This window comes from Kitasatospora sp. NPDC018619, assembly GCF_044391605.1.
Taxonomy (GTDB): Bacteria; Actinomycetota; Actinomycetes; order Streptomycetales; family Streptomycetaceae; genus Kitasatospora.
This window is the reverse complement of the sequence record NZ_JBISAI010000005.1, coordinates 115,462-138,240: the sequence shown is the minus strand read 5'-3', so window position 1 is coordinate 138,240 and position 22,779 is coordinate 115,462. Positions and strand designations below refer to the sequence as shown.

Genomic DNA, 22,779 nt, shown 5'->3' with positions numbered 1-22,779 from the left:
CTTCACAGGGTCAGGCGGAGAGGCGGTACACGGCGCCGGTACGGCGGCCGGTGATCACCCGGACGTGGCCGGCGAGGGCGTCGTCCAGGTCGGGGTCGCCGGTGTCCAGCAGCAGGGGCCGCCCGGCCAGGGCAGCCAGCTTGGCTTCGTCGGCGAGCACCAGCAGCTTCTCCCGGCCGGCGGCGCGCAGCAGTTCGGGGGCGAGCTGCTGGTTGCCGCGGCCGAGCAGGAAGCCCTGGCCGCCGATCGGGGAGAGGGCGATGTGCGGGGTGGTGGGCAGGGCGCGCAGCTGGTCGGCGCGGGCGTCGCGGAGCAGGAGGCGGGCCGCGGTGGCGAGGCCGTCGCCGCGGCCGGGGCCGAGCGCGCCCTCGGGGCCGAGCCGCAGCAGGTCGACGCCGGTCAGGCTGGCGCCCGGTGCGCCGAGCGCGGTGGCCACGGCGTGGGTGGTGCTGCCGGGTCCGAGCAGCAGCAGCCCGCCGGGGCCGACCCGCTCGGCGACCTCGGCCGCGAGGCCGGCCGGAGTCCCCGGGGCGGGCCCCGAGCTGCCGGTCTTGCGCTGCTGTACCCGGGTGGGCAGCACCGGGACGGTGAGGCGCCCGTACAGCCGGGCGGAGACCCGGCCGGCCCGCAGCGCGGCCTCGTCCCGGTCCACCACCTCGGCGGCCTCCAGACGCACGCCCCGGCCGGCCGCCCAGGCGGCCGCGACCTCGGCGGCGGCCCGGGGGTGGACGGCGAACACGGCGGAGTGCATCTTGACCCCGGCGGGGATGCCGAGCACCGGCAGCCGGGGGTCGGGCCCGAGGGCGTCCAGCACGTCGCGGGCGGTGCCGTCGCCGCCGCAGAACAGCAGCAGCTCGGCGCCGGCCGCGACCAGGGAGCGGACCGCGGCCCGGGTGTCGGCGGCGGTGGTGGTGCCCGGTCGTCCGCCCGCGGTGTCCGGTCCGTCGGTGCTCCCCGGTCCGCCCGCGGTGTCCGGTCCGTCGGCCGGGCCGTGGACGACCCGTGCCGCCCGACCGGCCGCCCGTGCGGCGTCGGCGCCCAACGGCCCCCAGACGGTGACCAGGTCCACGCCGTCCGGTAGGCCGCGCAGCGCCAGGGCGGCCCGGGCGAGGGCCTGCGGGCGGGCCCCGAGCGCCAGGGCCCGCCGCTGGACGTCGGCGCCGTCGCTGCCCTTGAGGCCGACCCGGCCGCCGAGCCCGGCGACCGGGTTGACCACGAGCCCGATCCGGCGGCCCTGGGCCGCGGTCACGGCTGCTCGCCGAGGACCTTGCGGCGGTAGGCGCGCCAGCTGACCGCCCAGACCGCCGGGTCGTCCAGCGGCTCGTGCCGGATCCGGTGCACGGTGGAGTTGTGCGGCGCGGTGCGGACGGTCTCCGGGTCCTCGTACGCCTCGCGGGCGACCTCGGCGAGGATCTGCGCGTACTCGTCCAGGTCGGCCCGGGAGTAGGACTCGGTGGGCTCCAGGGTCATCGGCTCGGGGACGACGTAGGGGTGGTGGCTGGTCCAGTAGTGGGTGCCGAAGTCGGCGGCGCGGTAGCCGAGGTCCTCGCTGTGCAGCCCGGTGTCCTCGTTGAGCTGCTGCCAGCTGTAGCGGACCTGCTCGACCCGGGGGCGCCCCTCGGCGTACGGGACGGACACGCCGCGGATCCGCCGCACCTTGTGCAGCAGGTAGTTGTTGTTGAGCACGGCGGTCTCGGCGGCCTCGCGCAGCCCCTCGGCGCCCAGCGCGGTGATCCAGGCGTAGGCGCGCACCAGGTTGGGGACGACGCCCAGGTACGGGCGGATCTTGCCGACGGACTCGGGCCCGCCGTCGTCCAGCACGTACCGCTCGCCGTCGAACCCGACGGTGGGGCGCGGCAGGTAGGCCGCGAGTTCGGCGGTGACGCCGCAGGCGCCGGCCGCCGGCCCGCCGCAGGCGTGCGGGGTGGAGAAGGTCTTGTGAAGGTTGAAGTGGCACAGGTCGAAGCCGGCCTCGCGGGCGCGGGTGATGCCCAGGATGCCGTTGGCGTTGGCCTGGTCGTAGGCGCACAGGCCGCCGGCCTCGTGGACGATCCGGACGAACTCGGCGATCCGGGGGTTGTAGATGCCGGTGTCCTCGGGGTTGGTGATGAGCAGCGCGGCGGTGCGCGGGCCGACGGCGGCGCGCAGCGCCTCGATGTCGGGGTAGCCGTCGGCGTCCGGGTGCAGGGTGATCACCCGGAAGCCGGCGGTCTTGGCGCAGGCGGCGTTGGACGGGTGGGAGAAGGCGGTGGTGACGACCTCGTCGCGCTGCTCCAGCTCGCCGCGCGCGGCGTGGTGGGCGCGGATCACCGAGACGTTGGTCCAGATCGCCGCCGAGCCCGCGCCGGGCTGGAGGCTGACCCGGTCCATGCCGGAGACCTCCTTGAGCAACTGCTCCAGCCGGTGGACGAGTTCGAGCACGCCCTGGACGGTGGAGGGGTCCTGGGCGGGGTGCAGGGACGCGATCCTGGGGTCGCGGACGAAGGTGTCGTTGACCTTCGGGCTGTACTTCATGGTGCAGGTGCCCTGGCCGACGTCCACGTTGAGGTCGGCGCCGAGGTTCTCCTGGGAGAGCCGCAGGTAGTGCCGGAGCACCTGCTGCTGGCCGAGTTCGGGCAGGGCGGGCGGGGCGGCGCGGCGCAGCGCCGCGGGCAGGGCCGCGGCCGGGTCCCCGACGGCGGCGGTGACGGCGGGCTCTGGCAGCGGGGGCAGCACGCCGCGCTCGCCGGGCGCGCCCAGCTCGAAGACCAGCTTCTCGTCCCAGCGGGCCTGGTGGAAGCGGCGCAGGGCGGGTTTGGGGGCGATCCGCGGGTCCACCGCGCGGTTGTCCTGACGGTTCGTCACTTGACGATCTCCTCCAGCGCGTCGGCGAGGCGGTCGATGTCGGCCCGGGTGTGCAGCTCGGTCACGCAGTAGCGGCCCTCGTCGGGCCCGGCCGGGGTGCCGCCGTGCAGGCCGTGGGCGAGCAGGGCGTCGGCGATCTCGGCGGCGGTGCGCGCGCCGGTGTAGCGGACGGTGAAGTCGGCGAAGTGCACGGCCTCGGGGTCCGGCAGCTCCACCCCGGGGACGCGGGCCAGGCGCTGTCGGGCATAGGCGGTGTGGGCGAGGACCGTGGTGCCGATCTCGCGCATGCCGTGCGGGCCCATCAGGGCGAGGTAGACCCCGGCGGTGATGCCGTGCAGGGCGGCGGCGGTGCCGACCCACTCCTTGCCCTCCTCGCGTAGCGCGAAGGAGGTGCGCTCGTACGCGACGTCGCCGAAGCCGTACTCGCCGGGGACGTCGGTGGGGGTGAGGCCGAACAGCCGGCTCGGGTACTCGGCGACCAGCCGCTCGTCGTCCGCGCTGCCGATGAAGCCCGCGTTGCCGCCGCCGTAGCTCGGGTGGATGCCGAGCGGCTGGAGGTCGCCGCAGGTGAGGTCGGCGCCGAGCTCGGCGGGCGGGGTGAGCACGCCGAGGCTGATCGGGTTGACGTGGACGACGGCCAGGGCGCCCGCCCCGTGGGCGAGTTCGACGTACTGCGGCAGCTCCGTGTCCACCCGGCCGTCGTGGTCGGTGAGTTGGGCGTAGACCGCGGCGGTGTCGCCCTCGGCGAGCGCGGCCCGGACGGCGGCGGGATCGGCCGGGACGGGCACCAGCTCGTGGGCGCCGCGGACGTAGTCGCGGATCCGGGAGAGCCGGTCCGGGTCGATCGCGCCGACCAGCACCAGCCGGCGCCGGCCGGTGGCCCGACCGGCCATCCGCAGTGCGGTCGCCGCGGCCTGGAACCCGTCGTACGTCGGCACGTTGACGACGTCGACGCAGAGCAGCTCGGCCATCAGCGACTGGTACTCCCACAGCGCCTGGAAGCGGCCGTGGTCCTCGTACGGCTCGCCCGCGTAGGCGGTGAGGAACTCGCTGCGGTTGACGATCTCGTCCACCACGGCGGGCACGTGGTGGCGGTAGCACCCGGCGCCGAGGAAGCTGCGGCCCGGCGGCACGGCGGTGTTGCGGGAGAGCAGCTCCTCCAGGTGCGCGACCAGCCGGGCCTCGGAGTCCAGCGGCTCGGGCAGCCGCAGCGGGCGGTCCAGCCGGAGGGCGGCGGGGATGTCGGCGTAGAACTCCTCGACGTCTTGGGCGCCGACCGCCGCCAGCATCGCTTTCCTCACCTGCGGGGCGGAGTTGGGGATGTACGGGTGGGTTCGGGGGACGCGTGTGCTCATCCTGGCACCTTCCGCGATTTCAGTCACAAGCCTTGACGGGGTTGTGAATGCTGAGTTCTGTATACAGCATTCGGCATTCAGCAGTCGGGAGGCAAGATGTCCGCACCAACCCGGCACCAAAAAAATCCCCAACCACCCTGCGGCCAGGGCGAATCGGTGCCGGGACCGGCCCGCCGCCGAATCCTGCGGGCCGGGCTCGCGGGCGGCGCGGCACTGCTGGCCGGCGCCGCCGGCTGCGCGACCGGCGGCGCCGGCGGCACCGCCGCCAAACGGCTCGCCGGCAGCCCGGCCGCCGCCCTCTCCGGCAAGGTGACCGTCTGGTCCTGGGACGTCGCCGCCAAGGCCGTGCAGCGGCTCGGCCGGGCCTTCGAACAGGCCCACCCCGGCACCACCGTGGACGTGGTGGACATCGGCTACGACAACGCCTACGACAAGATCACCGTCGGGCTCGGCGCCGGCAGCGGGCTGCCCGACGTCCTCACCGTCGAGGGCCACAGACTGCCCACCTACATCGGCAACTTCCCGCACGGCCTGGTCGACCTCACCAGCCGTGCCGCCGAACTCAAGTCCCGTTTCTCACCAGCGGCCTGGCGCGCCGTCACGGACGGCGCGGGCAAGGTCTTCGCCCTGCCCTGGGACAGCGGCCCGTGCGCCCTGTTCTACCGGCGCGACCTGTTCCAGCAGGCCGGCATCGACCCGGCGGGCCTGAGCACCTGGGACGACTACCTCACCGCCGGCACCGCCCTCAAGGCCGCCACCGGCAGGAAGCTGCTCATCCTGGACGCCAAGCAGGACAGCATGTTCGCCATGCTGCTCCAGCAGCAGGGCCAGCGCTGGTTCACCGACGGCAGGGTGGCCGTCGCCACCCCCGCCGCCGAACGCGCGCTCACCCTGATGAAGCAGCTCGTCGACCGCGACCTGGTGGACTTCGAGAACGGCTGGGACGGCCTCGTCTCCGGCACCCACGACGGCAAGGCCGCCACCACCCCCACCGCCGCCTGGTGGGACGGCACCCTCACCACCGACATGGCCGACCTCGGCGGCAAGCTCGGCGTCGTCCCGCTGCCCGCCTTCACCCCCGGCGGCACCCGCACCTCCAACAGCGGGGGCTCCGCCCTGTGCGTACCCGCCCAGAGCAGGAACCCGGAGACCGCCTGGGCCTTCCTCTCCTTCCTGCTCGCCGACAAGGCCAACCAGGCCTCGATGATGCAGCACGAAGGGCTCTTCCCCGCCTACCTCCCGGCCCTGGACGACCCGTACTTCCAGCAGCCCGCGCCCTACTACGGCGGCCAGCCCGCCATGCGGCTGTTCGCCGAACTCACCCGGAGCATCCCCGCCGTCGAACTCACCGCCGACGACTCCAAGGCCGGCGACATCGTCACCACCGCCGTCAACCAGGTGCTGCACAACGGCGCCGACCCGGGCACCGTCCTGCGCTCCGCCGCGCGCCAGATCGCCACCGCGACCGGCCGCCAGACAGTCGGCTAGGAGCGGCCCCGATGACCAGCCCCACCGTCCCGCTGCACACACCGGCCGCCGCCGCCCCGGCCGCCCCCGCCCGTCGGCGCCGGCGCTCCCCACGCACCGCCGCCTGGCTGTTCGCCGGGCCCACCACCGCCCTCTTCGTCGCCTTCTTCGCCTACCCGCTCGGCGCCAGCCTCTACCAGAGCTTCACCGCCCGCCGCGACGGCGCCGACGTCTGGGTCGGCCTCGACCAGTACCGGCGGATGCTGCACGACCCGGCCTTCCTGCACTCCCTGGTCAACACCGGCCTGATCCTCGCCGTCCAGGTGCCCGTGATGATCGGCCTCGCGCTGGTCCTCGCCGTGCTGCTCAACCAGTCCTGGCTGCGCTTCCGGGCCGGCTGGCGGGCGGTGTTCTTCCTGCCCGCGATCACCACCCTGGTCGCCTACGCCGTCGTCTTCCAGGTCCTGCTGCGCACCGACGGCGGCCTCGCCAACCAGCTCCTCCAGGCGCTCGGCCTCGACCCGGTCGACTGGCTCAACTCGCCCACCTGGGCCCGGATCTCGCTGATCGCCTCGGTCACCTGGCGATGGACCGGCTACAACGCCGTCATCCTGCTCGCCGGACTGCACGCGATCGGTCGCGACCAGTACGAGGCCGCCGCGCTCGACGGCGCGGGCGCCCTGCGCACCTACACCGGCGTGGTGCTGCCGCAGCTGCGCCCGGTGGTGCTGTTCTGCGTCATCACCTCCACCATCGGCACCCTGCAACTCTTCGACGAGAACTACGTGCTGACCCGCGGCGGCCCCGGCGACGCCACCCTCACCCCGGTGGTCTACCTCTACAAGGTCGGCTTCCAGCAGCTCGACTTCGGCTACGCGGCCGCCATCGCCTGGGTCGTCGTCGTGATCATCGCGGCGGTCTCGCTCCTCCAGTTCCGGCTCTACGGAAGGGAACGCCGCCGATGACCGCCCCCGGACCGCTCCGTGGCGGCGGCGCCCCGCTGCCCGCCCGCCACGACCGCCCGCCGCTGCCCGCCCGCCATGACCGCCCGCCGCTGCCCGCCCGGCTCGGGCGCGCCGCCGTCCTCGCCGCCCTCGCCGCCGGCGCCGTGCTCAGCCTGGTGCCCTTCGCCTGGATGCTGATCGCCAGCACCCACAGCAGCTCCGAACTGTTCCACTCCCCGCCGCCGTTCCTGCCCGGCGGCAGCCTGCTGCGCAACCTGGCGCACCTCCAGGAGACCATCGGCTTCGGCCGGGTGCTGCTCAACAGCCTCGGGATCGCCGCCGTCTACACCCTGCTCAGCTCGCTGCTGTCCGCGATGTGCGGCTACGGCCTGGCCAAGTACCGCTTCCGCGGCCGCGGACTGCTGCTCGGCCTGGTGCTGGCGACCATGATGATCCCGTTGCAGGTGCTGCTGGTCCCGCTGTTCCAGATGATGGCCAGCCTCGGCTGGATCGACAGCTACCAGGCCGTGATCGTCCCCTTCCTGGCCAACTCCTTCGGCATCCTGCTGATGCGCCAGGGCTTCCTGGACTTCCCCGACGAACTGCTGGAGTCGGCCCGGATCGACGGCTCCGGCGAACTGCGCACCTTCTACCGGGTCGTGCTGCCCTGCGTGCGGCCGCAGCTCGGCGCCCTGGTGATCTTCACCTTCATGGGCCAGTGGAACAGCTTCATCTGGCCGCTGCTGATGCTCAACACCGAGGACAGGTACACCGTGCCGGTCGCGCTCAACACGCTGACCGGGCTGACCCGCGTCGACTACTCCGGCCTGATGCTCGGCGCCTTCCTGGCCACGCTCCCGCTGATGGTGCTCTTCCTGCTCTTCCAGCGGCAGTTCGTGGCCGGCCTGCTGGGCGGAGCCCTGAAAGGATGACGATGGACCGCCTCACCCGGGTCCCCGGCCTGCTCTACGGCGGGGACTGGAACCCCGAGCAGTGGCCCGAGCAGGTGTGGGCCGAGGACGTCGAGCTGATGGCCGAGGCCGGGGTCAACCTGGTCACCGTCGGCGTCTTCTCCTGGGCCCGCCTCCAACCCGACGCCGAAAGCTGGGACTTCGGCTGGCTGGACCGCCTGCTCGACCTCGTCCACCGGCACGGCATCGCCGTCGACCTGGCCACCGCCACCGCCTCCCCGCCCGCCTGGCTGGTCCGCGCCCACCCCGAGCTGCTGCCCGTCACCGCCGACGGCGTCCGGCTGGAGTTCGGCTCGCGCCAGCACTACTGCCCCTCGTCGCCGGCCTACCGCTCGGCCGCCGTCCGGCTCACCCGGGCACTCGCCGAGCGCTACCACGACCACCCCGCGCTCGCCCTGTGGCACATCCACAACGAGTACGGCGACCACGTCCAGGAGTGCTTCTGCCCCGCCTCGGCCGCCGACTTCCGCCGCTGGCTGCGCGAACGGCACGGCGGCATCGAGGAGTTGAACCGCTCCTGGGGCACCGCCTTCTGGTCCCAGCGCTACACCTCCTTCGCGCAGATCGAGCCGCCGCGCACCGCGCCCGGCCCCGTCAACCCCACCCAGCTGCTGGACTGGCGCCGGTTCTGCTCGGACGCGCTGCTCGCCCTGCACCGCGCCGAGAAGGCCGTCCTGGACGGGGTCTCGCCCGGCGTCCCGGTCACCACCAACTTCATGTCGATGCTCAAGGCGCTCGACTACTGGGAGTGGAGCCGGCACGAGGACCTCGTCTCCGACGACGCCTACCCCGACCCGGCCGATCCGCGCGCCCACGTCAACGCGGCGATGAACTACGACCTGATGCGCTCGCTCAAGGGCGGCCGCCCCTGGCTGCTGATGGAGCAGGCCCCCTCGGCGGTCAGCTGGCGCCCGGTCAACCTGCCCAAGCGCCCCGGCCTCTACCGCCTCTGGTCGCTCCAGGCGCTGGCCCGCGGCGCCGACGGCGTCCTGCACTTCCAGTGGCGCGCCTCGGTGGCCGGAGCCGAGAAGTTCCACAGCGCGATGCTCCCGCACCGGGGCACCGCCGGGCGCGGCTGGCAGGAGACCGTCCGCCTCGGCGCCGAACTGCGCCGGCTCGGCGAGACCGCCGGCAGCCGGCTGCGCGGCCGGGCCGCCGTGCTGCTCGACTGGGACAGCTGGTGGGCCCTGGAACTGGACGACCACCCCTCCGCCCGGATGCGCTGGCCCGACCTGCTCCGCCCCTGGTACGCGGCGCTGTTCGAGCGCGGCGTCACCGTCGACTTCGTGCCGCCCACCGCCCGGCTCGACGGCTACCCGCTGGTGCTCGCCCCCAACCTCTACCTGCTCGACACCGCCACCGCCGACCGGCTCACCGGCTACGTGCGGGCCGGCGGCCGACTGGTCTGCGGCCCGTTCAGCGGCATCGCCGACCGGCACGACCACATCCACCCCGGCGGCCACCCCGGGCCGCTGCGCGGACTGCTCGGGATCGTGGTGGACGAGCACTGGCCGATCCCGGACGGGGAGACCACCGCCGTCACCCTGGACGGCGCGACGGCGCCCACCGCGCTGCGCGCCGAGCGCTGGAGCGAGTGGATCGAGACCGAGGGCGCCGAGACCCTCGCCCGCTACGCCTCCGGCACCCTGGCCGGCCTGCCGGCCGTCACCCGCCACCGGCTCGGCGCCGGCAGCGCCTGGTACCTGGGCTGCCACCTCGGCGCCGACGTCGGCCGGGTGCTCGACCTGCCGCTCGCCGAAGCCGGGGTGGGGCCGGAACTGCCGGGCCTGCCCGAGGGCGTCGAGGCCACCCGCCGCCACGCCGCCGACGGCCGCCAGTACCTCTTCCTGCTCAACCACGGCGACGCCGAACGCCGGATCCCCCTCGACACGCCCGGCACCGACCTGCTCACCGGCACCGCCACCGGCACCGCCGTCACCCTCGCGCCGCTCGGCGCCGCCGTCCTTCGACTCCCCGCCGCCGAGGAGCGCCCGTGAACCCGCTGACCCGCCGCCACTTCCTCGCCGCCTCGGCCGTCGCCGCCGGCACCCTGGCCGCCCCGACCGCCGCGCACGCCGGGGACGGTCCGACCGCCGGGGACGGCCCGACCGCCGGGGACGGCCCGGAAGCCCCCCACGCCGGGGACGGCCCGGAAGCGGTCGGTGCCGAGCGCTACGCCGACCTCCTCGACCTGCACGGCACCCCCGCCCAGGCGTACCCCGGCGACGCCCGCGGCAACAACCCGATCAACGTCTTCGCCGACCTCGGCGCCTGGCACGCCTACGCCCTGCCCGGCCCCACCGACCCGCAGGGCGGCTTCACCGGCCCGCTCCACCTCGCCCAGGAGTACCCCTGGTGGCTCAGCGACGGCCTGCACCGCCTCCGGCTCACCGAGGGGGGCCGCCCCCTCGACCTCACCGCCGGCGGCCCCGCGCGCAGCACCTCGCTGCCCGGCCTGCTGCGGCTCGGCCACGACCTCGGCGGCGGCCTCACCCTCACCCTGGAGCTGCGCTTCGCCGGGAACCGCACCGCCCTGCTCCGCGCCCGGCTGGCCAACACCGGCCCCGCCCCGCGCACCCTGGCCGCCGCCTGGACCGGCCGGCTGCTGCGCCCCGCCACCGGCCCCCAGCACGCGGCGCCGGAACTGCGTGCCGCCGCACGCGGCGTGGAGGTGCGCTTCGCGAGGGTCCGGCAGACCTGGGACTACCTCACCGACGGCACCGAGCGCTTCGCCGTCCGCCACGCGCGGCCCGTACGGGTCGTGGTCAGCGCCGACGGCGACGGCCACCGCACCGAGCTCGCCGAGCCCGTACGGCTGGCACCGGGGGAGGCGCGCAGCCTGGACTGGACGGAGAGCTACACCTTCACCGGGGCCGAGTACGCGCGGGCAGCGGAGCAGGCCGAGGCCGCGCTGCGCGCCCCGGAGCGGGTCGCGGCCGAGGGCGACGCCCGGTGGCGCGGGTACCTCACCCGGGCCACCGAGGGCGTCCCGGCCGAGCGCCGCCGCACCGCCGCCAAGTGCGTGCAGACCCTGGTCACCAACTGGCGCAGCCCGGCCGGCCGGATCCGGCACGACGCCGTGACCCCCACGCTCTCGTACAAGTGGTTCAGCGGGGTCTGGGCCTGGGACACCTGGAAGCAGGCCGTCGGCACCGCCGCCTTCGCCCCCGCCCTGGCCGCCGACCAGATCCGGGCGGTCTTCGACCACCAGGTCCCGCCCGGCTCCGCCGGGCGCCCCCAGGACGCCGGGATGGTCCCGGACTGCGTCTTCTACAACGACCCGGCCACCGGCGGCGGCAACTGGAACGAGCGCAACTCCAAGCCCCCGCTGGCCTCCTGGGCGGTCTGGGAGGTGTACCGCCGCAGCGGCGACCGCGCCTTCCTGCGGGAGCTGCTGCCCGCGCTGAGCGCCTACCAGGACTGGTGGTACCGCACCCGGGACCACCACGGCGAGGGCCTGTGCGAGTACGGCGCCACCGTCGACCCGGCCAACGCCACCGCCGAGGACTGCCGGGAGGCGGCGGCCTGGGAGTCCGGCATGGACAACGCCCCGCGCTTCGACGCCGCCGGCGTCGTGGCCAACCGGGACGCGCACGGGACGCTGGTCGGCTGGTCGCTCGACCAGCGCTCCGTCGACCTCAACGCCTACCTGGCCGCCGACCACCGGTACCTGGCCCTGATCGCCGCCGAACTCGGCGACCGGCCCGCCGCCGAGCGGCTGCGCGCCCGCGCCGGACGGATCGACGCCGCCGTGCGCGACACCATGTACGACCCGGCCACCGGCTGGTTCCACGACACCGACCTGGCCACCGGCGCCCGGCTCACCGCCCGGGGCCGCGGCATCGAGGGCGCGATCCCGCTGTGGTCCGGCACCGCCACCGCCGCCCAGGCCCGGACCGTGCGCCGGCTGCTGCTCGACCCGGCGGAGTTCGGCACCGCCCTGCCCTTCCCCACGGTGGCCCGCAGCTCGCCGTCCTTCGACCCGGCCGGCTACTGGCGCGGCCTCGCCTGGTTCGACCAGACCTACTTCGCCGTCGAGGGCCTGCGCCGGTACGGCTGGCGCGAGGACGCCCGGCGCACCGTGGAGCGGCTGCTGGCCACCGCCGCCGGGCTGGCCGGCGACGACCCGGTGCGGGAGAACTACGACCCGCTGACGGGCGCGGGGCACAGCTCCAGCAACTTCAGCTGGTCGGCGGCGCTGCTGCTGCTCCTGCTGCGCGACTGAGCGGCTTTGGCTCCGGGCCCTGCGACCAGGCATGATCGGGGCATGGTCGAACGAGTCATTGCAGCGTGTGACGGAGCAGCCAAGGGCAACCCCGGTCCGGCAGGCTGGGCCTACGTGGTCGCGGACGCCGCCGGGGCGCCCCAGCGCTGGCAGGCGGGTGCGCTCGGGCACAGCACCAACAACGTGGGCGAGCTGACGGCGCTGCGGCAGCTGCTCGCCGCCACGGACCCGGCGGTGCCGCTGGAGGTGCGGCTGGACAGCACCTACACCCGCGACTCGGTGACCAAGTGGCTCAAGGGCTGGAAGCGCAACGGCTGGAAGACGGCGGCCGGCAAGCCGGTCGCCAACCAGGAGCTGATCCAGGCGATCGACGCCCTGCTGGAGGGCCGGGACGTCACCTTCGTCTACGTGCCGGCCCACCAGGTGGACGGCGACCGGCTGAACGCGATCGCCGACAAGGCGGCCAGCGACGCCGCCCGCACCCAGCAGGACGCCTCCGGCACCGCCGCCGACCTGCCCGTGCCCGACCCGGCCGCCGCCACCAAGGTGCCCAGGGCGCGCGGCGCCCGCCCGGCCTCCGGCTCCGCCTCCGCGTCCTCCGCCGGCGCCGCCAAGCGGGCCGGCGGCTCGCGCACCCTGAACGCCCGCTTCCCCGGCACCTGCCCGTGCAGCCGCCCGTACGCCAAGGGCGACAAGATCACCAAGGTCGGCGGCTCCTGGGGCCACCCGGAGTGCGCCGCTGCCCACGCCTGACGGCCGCGCCCGGGCCGGGTTCCGCGACGCCCGCCGGGCGGCTGCCCGTACCCGTCCGGCCGCCCGGCCCGGCGGTGGACCCGGGCCGTCGCAGGGCACCATCCGGACGCCCGGGCCCGGACCGTGCGGGCGGCCCGCGCGTCGGGGTGTGGACCGCGCCTCGGGTGCGCCGCTGCCCATGCCTGACGGCCGTGCCCGGGCCGGGTTCCGCGACGCCCGTCGGGCGGGTGCCCGTACCCGCCTGGCCTGGTGGTGGACCCGGGCCGTCGCCGTGCACCATCCGGGCGCCCGGGTCCGGACCGTGCGGGCGGCCCGCGCGTCGGGGTGTGGACCGCGCCTCGGAGTGCGCCGCTGCCCATGCCTGACGGCCGTGCCCGGGCCGGGTTCCGCGACGCCCGTCGGGCGGGTGCCCGTACCCGCCTGGCCTGGTGGTGGACCCGGGCCGCCGCCGCGCACCATCCGGACGCCCGGGGCAGCCGTGCGGGCCGACCGCTCTGCCGACGGCTAAGTCCGGCCCGAGCGGGGCCGGCCGTCACTAGAGTCCGGTCCATGACGACGGTCACCACACGCACGGTCGAGTACCCGGCCGACGGAATGACGATGATCGGCCACCTCGCGCTGCCCGCCGGCACCGGCCCGCGGCCGGCCGTCCTGCTCGGGCCCGAGGGCCCAGGCCTGAGCGACGTGATGCGCCGCCGGGCCGATGCCCTCGCCGAACTGGGCTACGTGGCCCTGGCCTTCGACCTCCACGGCGGGCACTGGTTCAGCGACCCGCAGGAGATGCTGGCACGTGTCCTGCCCCTGCTCGACGACCCCGACCGGATGCGGGACATCGGCTACGCCGCCCTCGGTGTGCTGCGCGCCGAGCCGCGGACAGACCGCGGGCGGATCGCCGCCGTCGGCTACGGGACCGGCGGCGCGATCGCGCTGGAACTCGGGCGCGCCGGCGTCGACCTGCGGGCGATCGCCACGGTCAACGGGCTGGTCACGGGCCGCCCGGGCGAGGCGGCCCGGATCCACTGCCCGGTCTGGGCCGGGGTCGGGTCGGAGGACCCGATCATGGCCGCCGCGCAGCGGGACGCCTTCGCCGCCGAGATGCAGGCCGCCGGGGTCGACTGGCGCCTGGTGGTCTACGGCGGCGCCCAGCACGCCTTCCACCACCCGACCGTCGACCACGCCGTGCTCCCCGGAGTCGGGTACCACCCCGAGCACGCCCGGCGGGCCTGGCAGGACCTCCTCGGTGTGCTCGCCGAGTGCCTGCCGCTGCCCGCGGAGGGCTAGGCAGTTTCGTTTGGATCACCTACTCGTTGGTCTGGTGTGCCGTTGACTGACGCGCAGTGGGCGCGGATCGAGCCGTTGCTGCCGGACCGGACGCCGAGGCGTGGTGGCCGGTGGCGTGACCACCGTGAGGTGATCGACGCGATCGCCTTCAAGTTCCGGACCGGCTCGCAGTGGGTGCACCTGCCGGAGAGGTACGGCAACCGGCGGGGCGTTTACAACCGGCTCCGGATGCGGGCCGTCGATGGGACCCGGGAGCGGGTGTTCGTCGCGCTGATGGCCCAGGCCGACGCCGGCGAGGACCTGGACCGGGCGGTCTCGGTGGACTCCACGGTCGTGCGCGCACACCGGCATGCGGCCGGGGCCCGCCAAAGGGGGCCCCGGTCCGAGAACCGGACGGCCACGCGATCGGGCGGTCCCGCGGCGGACCGACCACGAAGATCCACCTGGCAGCGGACGGCCGGTGCCGCCCGCCGGCGTTCGTCCCCACCGCGGGCCGGGTCGGCGACGCACCCGCTTTCACCGCCGTGACGGCCCGCCTGCGTGTTCCCCGGCCGCGGGGGCGGCCCCGAACCCGGCCGGACGTCGTCCTGGCCGACAAGGCGTACTCCTCGCGTGCCATCCGCGACCATCTGCGCAGGCGGGGCATCCGGACGGTGGTTCCCGTTCCGGCGGACCAGCGGGCCCACCGGCTGCGACGCGGCAGCCGTGGAGGCGGGCCGCCCGCCTTCGACCGTGAGACCTACAAGCAGCGGAACACCGTTGAGCGTCGCATCAACCGCCTCAAGCAGTGGCGGGGCATCGCCACCCGCTATGAGAAGACCGCGACCATCTACCTGGCCGGGCTCCACATCGCAGGCATCTTCCTCTGGTCCGCTCGATGATCCAAACGAAACCGCCTAGGTGTTCCGACCCGGGAGCCGGGGCCGCCGCGGCCGCACGGGGGCGGTGCGTTCCGCCTGTGTGCGGGAGTTGGCGAGAAGGTGTCCGTGTCGGGGAGGCCGGGTTGACCGTGGGCACGACCGGACGGTTGGCTCGGCCGAAGGGACGGGGAGCGACGGGGGCGAAGGGGAGGGGAACCCATGAGGACGACGACGGTACGGGCGGCGTGCGCCCTGGCGGCCGCACTGCTGGCGGGCGCCGCGGCACCGGCGGCCCAGGCCCGGCCCGTGCCCGCGCCTGCGGGCGGCGGCACGGTACGGGTGAACGTGAGCCCCGACGGCGCGCCCGCCGACGACTGGTCCGAGCCGCTCGGGCTGAGCGCCGACGGCCGCTACGCCCTGTTCACCTCGCTGGCCTCGAACCTCGTGCCCGGCGACACCAACCGCCTCTACGACGTCTTCGTCCGCGACCTGTGGACGCGGCACACCGAGCGGGTCAGCCTCGCCGACGACGGCACCCAGCTGGACGGCTCCAGCAGCCAGGCGGCGATCAGCGCCGACGGCCGGTACGTCGCCTTCACCAGCGACGCCGCCAACGCCGTCCCCGGGCACGGGGCCGGGCGCACCGACGTCTACCTCCGCGACCGCCGCACCGGCCGCACCGAGCTGCTCACCGCGGGCAGCGGCGTCGGGAACTCCGTCGCCCCGGCGATCAGCGCCGACGGCCGCTTCGTGGCCTACTCCTCGGACCGCACCGACCTCGCCCCGGGGGCGCGGACCGGCACCGCCAACATCTACCTGACGGACCGCCGGGCGGGCACCACCCGGCTGGTCACCACCGGGCAGGGCGGTGTCCCCGCCGACGGCGGCTCGGTGGAGCCCTCGCTCAGCGCCGACGGCCGGACCGTCGCCTTCCGGTCGAAGGCGGCCAACCTGCTGCCGGCGCCCGGCCCGACAGCCCCGACAGCCCCGGCGGCCCCGGCGGCCCCGGCGGCTTCGGACACGCCGACCGCTTCGAGCGCCCCGAAGCCGCCGCCCGCCCGCCAGCTGTTCCCGCTCTACGTCTACGACGACCGCACCGGCCGGATCGAGGGCGCGAGCACCGACCCGGGCGGCGCCCTGCGCGACGCCGCCCGCCAGGGCCGGGTGAGCCCCGACGGGCGGTACGCGCTGTACCGGGTGTTCGAGCCCGTCCCGGAGGGCAGCCGGGTCGCGCTCCGCGCCCGCGACCTGCGCACCGGGGAGGTCACCGAGGTGGCCCCGGTCGGCACCCACCCGGCCGTCATGACGATGGACGACCGCTGGGTCTACTTCGCCTCCGACGACGCGGGCCTCGTCCCCGGCGCGGGCGCCCTCCCGGCCGTCTTCCGGCGGGACCTGCGGACCGGTCTGGTCGAGCCGGTCGCCGAGGGCGTGGGCCCGTCCCCCCAGCCAGCCGTGGACGCGTTCGGGACCACCCTGCTCTACGGCGCCCTGGAGGGCACCCGCGCCGACGTCCTGGTGCGCTACCTGCCGCCCCGCTGACCGGTAGGCGCCGCAGCGGCGGGGCTCGGCCGCCGCGGCCGCCCGGAAGCCGTCCGCCCGGAAGCCGTCCGCCCGGAAGCCGTCCGCCCGGAAGCCGTCCGACGCGGCCTCAGGGGCCCCGGGCGGGCGGCGGCTGTGTTACCGACGAGTTCACCCAATGCTCGCCCGGAGTCTTGCGGGCCGTGCCGCGGGCCGAGTTGGATACACAACATCCCTCGACCCGACGGGTCCACGACAACGCCACGGAGCTCCGATGCCCCTGTCGACCGTCCGCCGCGCCCTCGCCGCCGGTGCCGCCGCGACCGTCCTCGCCGTGCTCGGCGCCGCCCCGGCCTCGGCCGACAGCGCCCCGACGACCGCGCCTCCGCTGGACGTGCTGACGTACAACACGTTCCTGATGAGCACCAACCTCTACCCGAACTGGGGCCAGCAGTACCGGGCGCAGGCCATCGCCTCGGCGGACTTCTTCCAGGGCCACGACGTGGTCGTGCTGGAGGAGGCCTTCGACAACGCCGCCTCCGACGCACTCGTCGCCAAGGCCTCGGCCGCCTACCCGTACCACACCCCGGTGGTCGGCCGCTCGTCCAGCGGCTGGGACGCCACCTCCGGCAGCTACAGCTCCGCCACCCCGGAGGACGGCGGCGTCACCCTGCTCAGCAAGTGGCCGATCCTGCGCAAGGAGCAGTACGTCTACAAGGACGCCTGCGGCTCCGACTGGTTCTCCAACAAGGGCTTCGTCTACGCGGTGCTGGACGTGAACGGCCGCCGCACCCACGTGGTCGGCACCCACCTCCAGTCCACCGACTCGGGCTGCGCGAGCGGGCAGGCGGCGGACATCCGGGCCAGGCAGCTCACCGCGATGCGCTCCTTCCTGGACGCCAAGCGGATCCCGGCCGACGAGCCGGTGCTGCTCGCGGGGGACCTCAACATCGACTCGCACGGCTCCGAGTACCAGGCGCTGCTGACCAACGGCAACCTCGCCCCGGCCTCCGCGCGCACCGGCTGGCCGTACTCCTTCGACACCGTCGACAACTCCGTCGCCGCCTACCGCTACCCCGGCGAGCCCCGGGAGGACCTCGACTACGTCCTCTACCGGGCCGACCACGCCCGCCCGCAGCAGTACGCCAACGAGGTGCTCCGGGTGCACAGCGCGCCCTGGACGGTGAGCAGTTGGGGCAAGAGCTACACCTACACCGACCTCTCCGACCACTACCCGCTCGCCGCGCACTGACGGCCCCGGGGCCGGCGCGGGTGTGGGATGCGTCACGCGTGGCGCCGCACCGGCGGTTCGGCCCCTTACGATCCTGAACGCCGAGGCCGGGCGCCGTCGTACCACGGCGGCGCCCGCCCGGCAGCCAGCGATCCGGCCCGAGGAGAAGCGCACGTGACCACCCCCACCGCCGCGCCCGACAGCTACTACCAGCGCACCGGCGAGCACACCTACAAGCCGACCCTCCAGGCGCAGGGCGCCTGGCACCCCGACGAGCAGCACTTCAGCCCGCTCGGCGGCCTGATCGTGCACGCCGTCGACCGCCACCGGGCCGGGCGCCCGGCCGACGGCCTGGCGCTGGCCCGGATCAGCTACGACATACTCGGCCTGATCGCGCTGGAGGAGTTCGAGATCACGGTGGAGACCGTCCGCCCCGGGCGCACCATCGAGCTGGTCGAGGCCACCGTGGCGATCGGCGGGCGCGCCGTGGTGCGGGCGCGCGCCTGGTTCCTCGCCGAGCTGGACACCACGGCCGTCGCCGGCACCCACGACGAGCCGCTGCCCGCGCCCGAGGAGTTCGAGCCCTGGACGATGCGCGGGGTCTGGGGCGGGGGCTACATCGCCTCGATCGACGTCCGCCGCCGGGCGGTCGCCCCGGGCCGGGCCGCCGCCTGGATCACCACGCCGGTCGAGCTGGTCGCCGGGGAGCCCAGCGGCCCGCACGCCGCCTTCGTCGCCCTGGTGGACACCGCCAACGGCATCGCGGTGCGGCAGGACCCCACCGCGTGGATGTTCCCCAACACCGACCTGACGATCCACTTCCACCGCCGCCCCGAGGGCCGCTGGACGGGCCTGGACACCAGCGTCAGCTTCGGGCCGGCCGGGCACGGCGTCACCAGCTCCGTGCTCCACGACGTCCACGGGCCGCTGGGCCGGGCCGAGCAGATCCTCACCGTCCGCCCGCTGGGCGGGAGCTGACGGAGCCGGCGCCACCGACGCGCGCGCCCCTTCGCCGCCCGCCCCCCCCGTACCGCCGGCGCCCCGCGCGCCCCCGGCGGTACGGGGGGGCGGGCGGCGGCGCCGGACGGGTGGGGGCAGGGGGGCTCAGCCGGTCAGCGAGTCCATGAAGGAGCTGACCGAGAACACCGCGTTGCCCGGCCCCGCCGGGCCGTAGCCGGGCGGGGAGGAGAGGCCGAACTCCTCCAGGGTCGCCCGGTAGGTCCGCAGCAGCCGGATGTGGTACTCCAGCGGCGCGCCCTGCGGGTTGGCCTTGCCCAGCGGGGTGGTGGGCTCGGGGCACCACGTGGTGAAGCGCGGCACCACCCCGTGCGACATGAAGAAGCGCAGGCCCTCCTCGGTGGAGGCGATCGCCTCGTCCACCGTGGTGAAGCCGAAGGGCCCGGCCATCTCCACACCCGCGACGAAGTTGGGGATGACGTTCTCCGGGCCGAACACCTCGGTGGAGTCGAGGATCCGGCGGTGCCACTCGTCCCGCCCGACGTAGCGCTCCTTGCCCGGGCAGTAGAGCTCGAACAGCCGCCTGTCCCACACCTCGAAGTTGGGGTGGTAGATCCGCACGCCGTAGTCGTGGAAGCGCTGGACGTCCTCGCGCGGCAGCGCCTGGGCCACCACCTTGCCGATCCAGCGGCCGGGGAAGCGCTCCTCGATGGCCTTGGCGTACTGCCCGTAGAAGTCGGCCTCGTCCCGGCCGCCGACGTGCGAGGTGATCGCCCCGCCGGTGAGGGTGTACGCCTGCGAGGCGCGGGCGGTGTCGTGCTCGTCGATCAGCGCCAGCGCCTCCAGCACCTCCTCGACCGGCTTGACCCCGGTGTACGGGCGGCCGGCGGCCTTGTGCTGGCGCCAGTTGTGGTTGATGTCGCAGTACTGGCACTCCTCCTTGGCGCCGAAGTACTGGCAGACCCGGAACACCGTGAGGTAGATCAGGTAGCCCCACTGGATGGTCGGGGCGACCTCCATCACGGACTTCCCGTTGGCCAGCGTGTGCCGGTAGTAGTCCGGCATCGGCGGCAGGCCGACGTCGGCGATCCGCGCACCGTCCAGGTAGAGGCCCAGCGTGCCGTCCTCGCCCGCGCCGACCCGGTACGGCGAGTCCGGGTTCACCCGCACCGACACCACCGTGCGGCGCAGCCCGTACGGCCCGCCGGTCAGCACGACCTCCTCCGGGGGCCGGTTGAGCGCGGCGGCGCCCAGCTCGGGCAGGGTGCGGTGGTCGAAGGAGAAGATGAAGTACGACTTCGGCTTGACCTCGCCGCTCCCGTCGGCGCTGCCGCTGAGGGCCGACTCGTCGAAGGCCATGCCGCCGCGCAGCAGGTCCTCCTTGATCACCGCCTCCCGGGGCACGTCGGGATAGCGCTCCATGAGCTCCTCGACGAGGGCGGTGCGGCTGCGGGCCTGGCTCTCCATGGGCTGGTCTTCCTTCCTGGCCCCGTCCTCACGGCGCCCCGCCCATTCTCGTCCCCCTTACGCGCGCGCCCGCGCACCGGGGCCCGGCGGGGGGACGGCCCGGCGGAGGCGGCCCGGGTGGGGAGCGCGGGTGGGACCTCCCTGCGCGGGCCGATCGATGCACGACCTCGGCGCACCAAACGCCGTCAGCACAAACGTTCACCCTATCGGGTGAGGAAGATCGTCCGTTGCGATGCGGAACGCTCCTTCGCCCCTACGGTGGTGACCGAGCGGGACGGGGGCGGAAGCCGGAGTTCCCGTTCCCGGCGGGCGGACTGACGGACCGTCATATTGTGCGACCCCTTCCAGAGGAGGCTCCATGCCCCTGCGTGCCAGACCGGCGACACCGTCCGGGCCCGTCACCGTCCCGGCGGTGGGCCCATGAGCACCCCGGCGATCGACCGGATCCTGGGCGGGCCCAGCGGCCTGGGCACCTCCGGGCTGCGGTTCCGGCCCCAGGAGCCGGAGGCCGCCGCCCCGGTGCCCGTGGCCCCGGCCGCGGGGGCCGCGGCGCAGGCGCCCCAGGCGCGGGTGCCCGAGGTACGGGTGCCCGCGCCCGCGGCGCCCGGGCTGCCGGAGGCCGCGGCCGCCACCGCGGCGGCCACCCCCGGCTTCCGCCCGCCCTCCGCCCACGTCCTGCCCGTCCCGGCCGCGCCCGCCCAGGCCCCGGTCGGCGTCGGAGGCGCCGCCGAGGCGCCGAGCGGCGGCAAGCCCCGGCCCGGCGACCCGATCCCGGGCCTGTACCACCACCCGATCGCCGAGCCCGACCCGGTACGGGTGGCGGAGCTCAGCGAGAGGGTCAAGGTCTGGGCGATGGAGGAGATCGAGCTCTACCCGCCGGACTGGGAGAAGGACTTCGACGGCTTCTCCACCGGTCGCTACATGGTGGCCTGCCACCCGGACGCGCCGAGCGTCGACCACCTGATGCTCGCGGCCCGCCTGATGGTGGCCGAGAACGCGGTGGACGACTGCTACTGCGAGGACTTCGGCGGCTCGCCGATCGGCCTGGGCAGCCGCCTGCTGCTCGCCCACACCGCGCTCGACCCGCTGCACACCACCGCGGAGTACCACCCGGCCTGGGAGGACTCGCTGTCCTCGGACGCGCCCCGGCGCGCCTACCGCTCGGCGATGGGGTACTTCACCCGGGCCGCCACGCCCTCCCAGTCGGACCGCTTCCGGCACGACATGGCGCGGCTGCACCTCGGGTACCTGGCCGAGGCCGCCTGGGACCAGGCGGACCACGTCCCGGAGGTGTGGGAGTACCTGGCCATGCGCCAGTTCAACAACTTCCGCCCCTGCCCGACGATCACGGACACCGTCGGCGGCTACGAGCTGCCCGCCGAGCTGCACGCGCTGCCCGCGATGCAGCGGGTCATCGCCCTGGCCTCCAACGCGACCACCATCGTCAACGACCTGTACTCGTACATGAAGGAGCTGGACAGCCCCGGACTGCACCTGAACCTGCCGGTGGTGATCTCCGAGCGCGAGGGCGTCCCCCGCAAGGAGGGCTACCTGAAGGCGGTCGAGGTCCACAACGAGCTGATGCTGGCCTTCGAGGCCGAGGCGGCGGCGCTGGCAGTGGCCTGCCCCGTCCCCACGCTCGTACGGTTCCTGCGCGGCGTGGCCGCGTGGGTCGACGGCAACCACTACTGGCACCAGACCAACACCTACCGCTACACCCTGCCCGACTTCTGGTGACGCCGCCTCCTTCGGCGGCACCCGCCGCCGGCGCGGCGCACCACTCCCGATGACCGACACGTTGACCACCCGCTAGGAGCTGACCCATGTCCGTGACCGACGACATCACCACCCCCGGCAACGCCATCCCCGGCCCGGCGACTCCGTACCAGGGCGACATCGCGCGCTACTGGGACCACGAGGCGCGGCCGGTCAACCTCCGCCTGGGTGACGTCGACGGCCTCTACCACCACCACTACGGCATCGGCGAGATCGACCAGGCCGCGATCGGGGACCCGGCCGACAGCGAGCGCGAGAAGAAGGTGATCGCCGAGCTGCACCGCCTGGAGTCCGCCCAGGCCGACGTGCTGCTGGACCACCTCGGGGACATCCGCGCCGACCACACCCTGGTCGACGCCGGCTGCGGCCGCGGCGGCTCGATGGTGATGGCCCACCAGCGCTTCGGCTGCCGGGTCGAGGGCCTGACCCTCTCCACCCAGCAGGCCGACTTCGGCAACAAGCGCGCCGCCGAGCTGGGCATCGCGGACTTCGTCCGCTCCCGGGTCGCCAACATGCTGGACATGCCCGTCGGGACCGGCACGGTCGCGGGCTCCTGGAACAACGAGTCCAGCATGTACGTCGACCTGCACGACCTGTTCGCCGAGCACGCCCGGGTGCTGAGCGTCGGGGGCCGGTACGTCACCATCACCGGCTGCTGGAACCCGCGCTACGGCCAGCCGTCGAAGTGGGTCTCGCAGATCAACGCCCACTTCGAGTGCAACATCCACTCCCGCCGCGAGTACCTGCGGGCGATGGCCGACAACCGCCTGGTGCCGCAGGCCGTCATCGACCTGACCCCGGACACCCTGCCGTACTGGGAGCTGCGGAACACCACCTCGCTGGTGACGGGCATCGAGGAGGCGTTCATCGAGTCCTACAAGGACGGCTCCTTCCAGTACGTGCTGATCGCGGCGGACCGGGTCTGACCAGGTAGCGGCCCGGCTCCGGGCCGGTGGGCCGGGCAGCACGGCGGGGGGGGGCCCCCCCCCCCCCCCGGGGGGGGGCCCCCCCCGCGGGGGGGGGGGGGCGCCGCCGGGGGGGCGGGGGGGGGGGGGGCCCCCGCCCGCGGCCCCCCCGGCCGGGGGGGGGGGGGGCGGGGGGGGGGGGGGGGGGGGCCCGGGCCGGGG

Annotated in this window: 17 protein-coding genes; 13 read left to right on the top strand and 4 right to left on the bottom strand. The window is 74.9% G+C overall.

Annotated features, from left to right (window positions below; all coding sequences use genetic code 11):
* Nucleotides 1-10: 10 nt before the first annotated feature.
* Genes ACH5AR_RS09795 through gcvPA form a run of 3 tightly spaced genes read right to left on the bottom strand, consistent with a single transcriptional unit; the run spans nucleotide 11 to nucleotide 4,199 of the window.
* Nucleotides 11-1,249 (bottom strand): ATP-NAD kinase family protein, encoded by a 1,239-nt coding sequence (locus ACH5AR_RS09795; RefSeq protein WP_396300844.1) that lies wholly within the window; start codon nucleotides 1,247-1,249, stop codon nucleotides 11-13.
* On the bottom strand, nucleotides 1,246-2,844 hold the full coding sequence (gcvPB, locus tag ACH5AR_RS09790) for an aminomethyl-transferring glycine dehydrogenase subunit GcvPB (RefSeq protein WP_396300843.1): 1,599 nt from the start codon (nucleotides 2,842-2,844) through the stop codon (nucleotides 1,246-1,248). Before gcvPB ends, ACH5AR_RS09795 begins: the two co-directional genes overlap by 4 nt.
* A complete protein-coding gene (gene gcvPA / locus ACH5AR_RS09785) occupies nucleotides 2,841-4,199 on the bottom strand; it encodes an aminomethyl-transferring glycine dehydrogenase subunit GcvPA (RefSeq protein WP_396300842.1) in 1,359 nt (452 codons plus the stop codon). The genes gcvPB and gcvPA overlap by 4 nt, the downstream gene beginning before the upstream one ends.
* Nucleotides 4,200-4,355: 156 nt before the next feature.
* Between gcvPA and ACH5AR_RS09780 the strand changes: the two genes are divergently transcribed.
* From ACH5AR_RS09780 to ACH5AR_RS09730, 11 genes are all read left to right on the top strand, one after another.
* A complete protein-coding gene (locus tag ACH5AR_RS09780) occupies nucleotides 4,356-5,687 on the top strand; it encodes an ABC transporter substrate-binding protein (RefSeq protein WP_396300841.1) in 1,332 nt (443 codons plus the stop codon).
* 11 nt (nucleotides 5,688-5,698) lie between these two features.
* The gene (locus ACH5AR_RS09775; RefSeq protein WP_396300840.1) at nucleotides 5,699-6,631 is read left to right on the top strand and encodes a carbohydrate ABC transporter permease; all 933 of its coding nucleotides are present in this window, start codon (nucleotides 5,699-5,701) and stop codon (nucleotides 6,629-6,631) included.
* Nucleotides 6,628-7,542, top strand: a complete 915-nt coding sequence (locus tag ACH5AR_RS09770) for a carbohydrate ABC transporter permease (RefSeq protein ID WP_396300839.1) — start codon at nucleotides 6,628-6,630, stop codon at nucleotides 7,540-7,542. Before ACH5AR_RS09775 ends, ACH5AR_RS09770 begins: the two co-directional genes overlap by 4 nt.
* 2 nt (nucleotides 7,543-7,544) lie before the next feature.
* Nucleotides 7,545-9,578 carry a beta-galactosidase gene (locus tag ACH5AR_RS09765; protein ID WP_396300838.1) on the top strand — a complete coding sequence of 678 codons (2,034 nt, stop codon included), beginning with the start codon at nucleotides 7,545-7,547 and terminating at the stop codon, nucleotides 9,576-9,578.
* Nucleotides 9,575-11,806, top strand: coding sequence for an MGH1-like glycoside hydrolase domain-containing protein (locus tag ACH5AR_RS09760; protein WP_396300837.1), 2,232 nt, complete (start codon nucleotides 9,575-9,577; stop codon nucleotides 11,804-11,806). The genes ACH5AR_RS09765 and ACH5AR_RS09760 overlap by 4 nt, the downstream gene beginning before the upstream one ends.
* A 42-nt stretch (nucleotides 11,807-11,848) precedes the next feature.
* Nucleotides 11,849-12,559 carry a ribonuclease H gene (locus tag ACH5AR_RS09755; RefSeq protein ID WP_396300836.1) on the top strand — a complete coding sequence of 237 codons (711 nt, stop codon included), beginning with the start codon at nucleotides 11,849-11,851 and terminating at the stop codon, nucleotides 12,557-12,559.
* A gap of 549 nt (nucleotides 12,560-13,108) precedes the next feature.
* Nucleotides 13,109-13,840 carry a dienelactone hydrolase family protein gene (locus ACH5AR_RS09750; protein WP_396300835.1) on the top strand — a complete coding sequence of 244 codons (732 nt, stop codon included), beginning with the start codon at nucleotides 13,109-13,111 and terminating at the stop codon, nucleotides 13,838-13,840.
* 36 nt (nucleotides 13,841-13,876) lie between these two features.
* Nucleotides 13,877-14,721, top strand: a protein-coding gene (locus tag ACH5AR_RS09745) for an IS5 family transposase (RefSeq protein ID WP_396300834.1) whose coding sequence is annotated in 2 segments (ribosomal slippage) — nucleotides 13,877-14,234 and nucleotides 14,234-14,721 — 846 coding nt in all. Because the reading frame shifts where the segments join, the coding sequence is not laid out codon by codon here.
* A 198-nt stretch (nucleotides 14,722-14,919) separates the two neighbouring features.
* On the top strand, nucleotides 14,920-16,242 hold the full coding sequence (locus ACH5AR_RS09740; protein ID WP_396300833.1) for a hypothetical protein: 1,323 nt from the start codon (nucleotides 14,920-14,922) through the stop codon (nucleotides 16,240-16,242).
* Nucleotides 16,243-16,495: 253 nt separating this feature from the next.
* Nucleotides 16,496-17,473 (top strand): sphingomyelin phosphodiesterase, encoded by a 978-nt coding sequence (sph, locus tag ACH5AR_RS09735; RefSeq protein ID WP_396300832.1) that lies wholly within the window; start codon nucleotides 16,496-16,498, stop codon nucleotides 17,471-17,473.
* A gap of 153 nt (nucleotides 17,474-17,626) precedes the next feature.
* Nucleotides 17,627-18,430, top strand: coding sequence for a thioesterase family protein (locus tag ACH5AR_RS09730; protein WP_396300831.1), 804 nt, complete (start codon nucleotides 17,627-17,629; stop codon nucleotides 18,428-18,430).
* A gap of 126 nt (nucleotides 18,431-18,556) precedes the next feature.
* Here ACH5AR_RS09730 and ACH5AR_RS09725 read toward each other — a convergent pair whose 3' ends face one another.
* Nucleotides 18,557-19,876, bottom strand: coding sequence for a radical SAM protein (locus ACH5AR_RS09725; RefSeq protein ID WP_396300830.1), 1,320 nt, complete (start codon nucleotides 19,874-19,876; stop codon nucleotides 18,557-18,559).
* Nucleotides 19,877-20,296: 420 nt separating this feature from the next.
* On the opposite strand from ACH5AR_RS09725, the gene ACH5AR_RS09720 reads away from it, so the two are divergent.
* Entirely contained in the window at nucleotides 20,297-21,613 is a 1,317-nt protein-coding gene (locus tag ACH5AR_RS09720; protein WP_396300829.1) for a family 2 encapsulin nanocompartment cargo protein terpene cyclase, read from the top strand.
* Between the two features lie 86 nt (nucleotides 21,614-21,699).
* The gene (locus ACH5AR_RS09715) at nucleotides 21,700-22,578 is read left to right on the top strand and encodes a geranyl diphosphate 2-C-methyltransferase (RefSeq protein WP_396300828.1); all 879 of its coding nucleotides are present in this window, start codon (nucleotides 21,700-21,702) and stop codon (nucleotides 22,576-22,578) included.
* Nucleotides 22,579-22,779 lie beyond the last annotated feature (201 nt).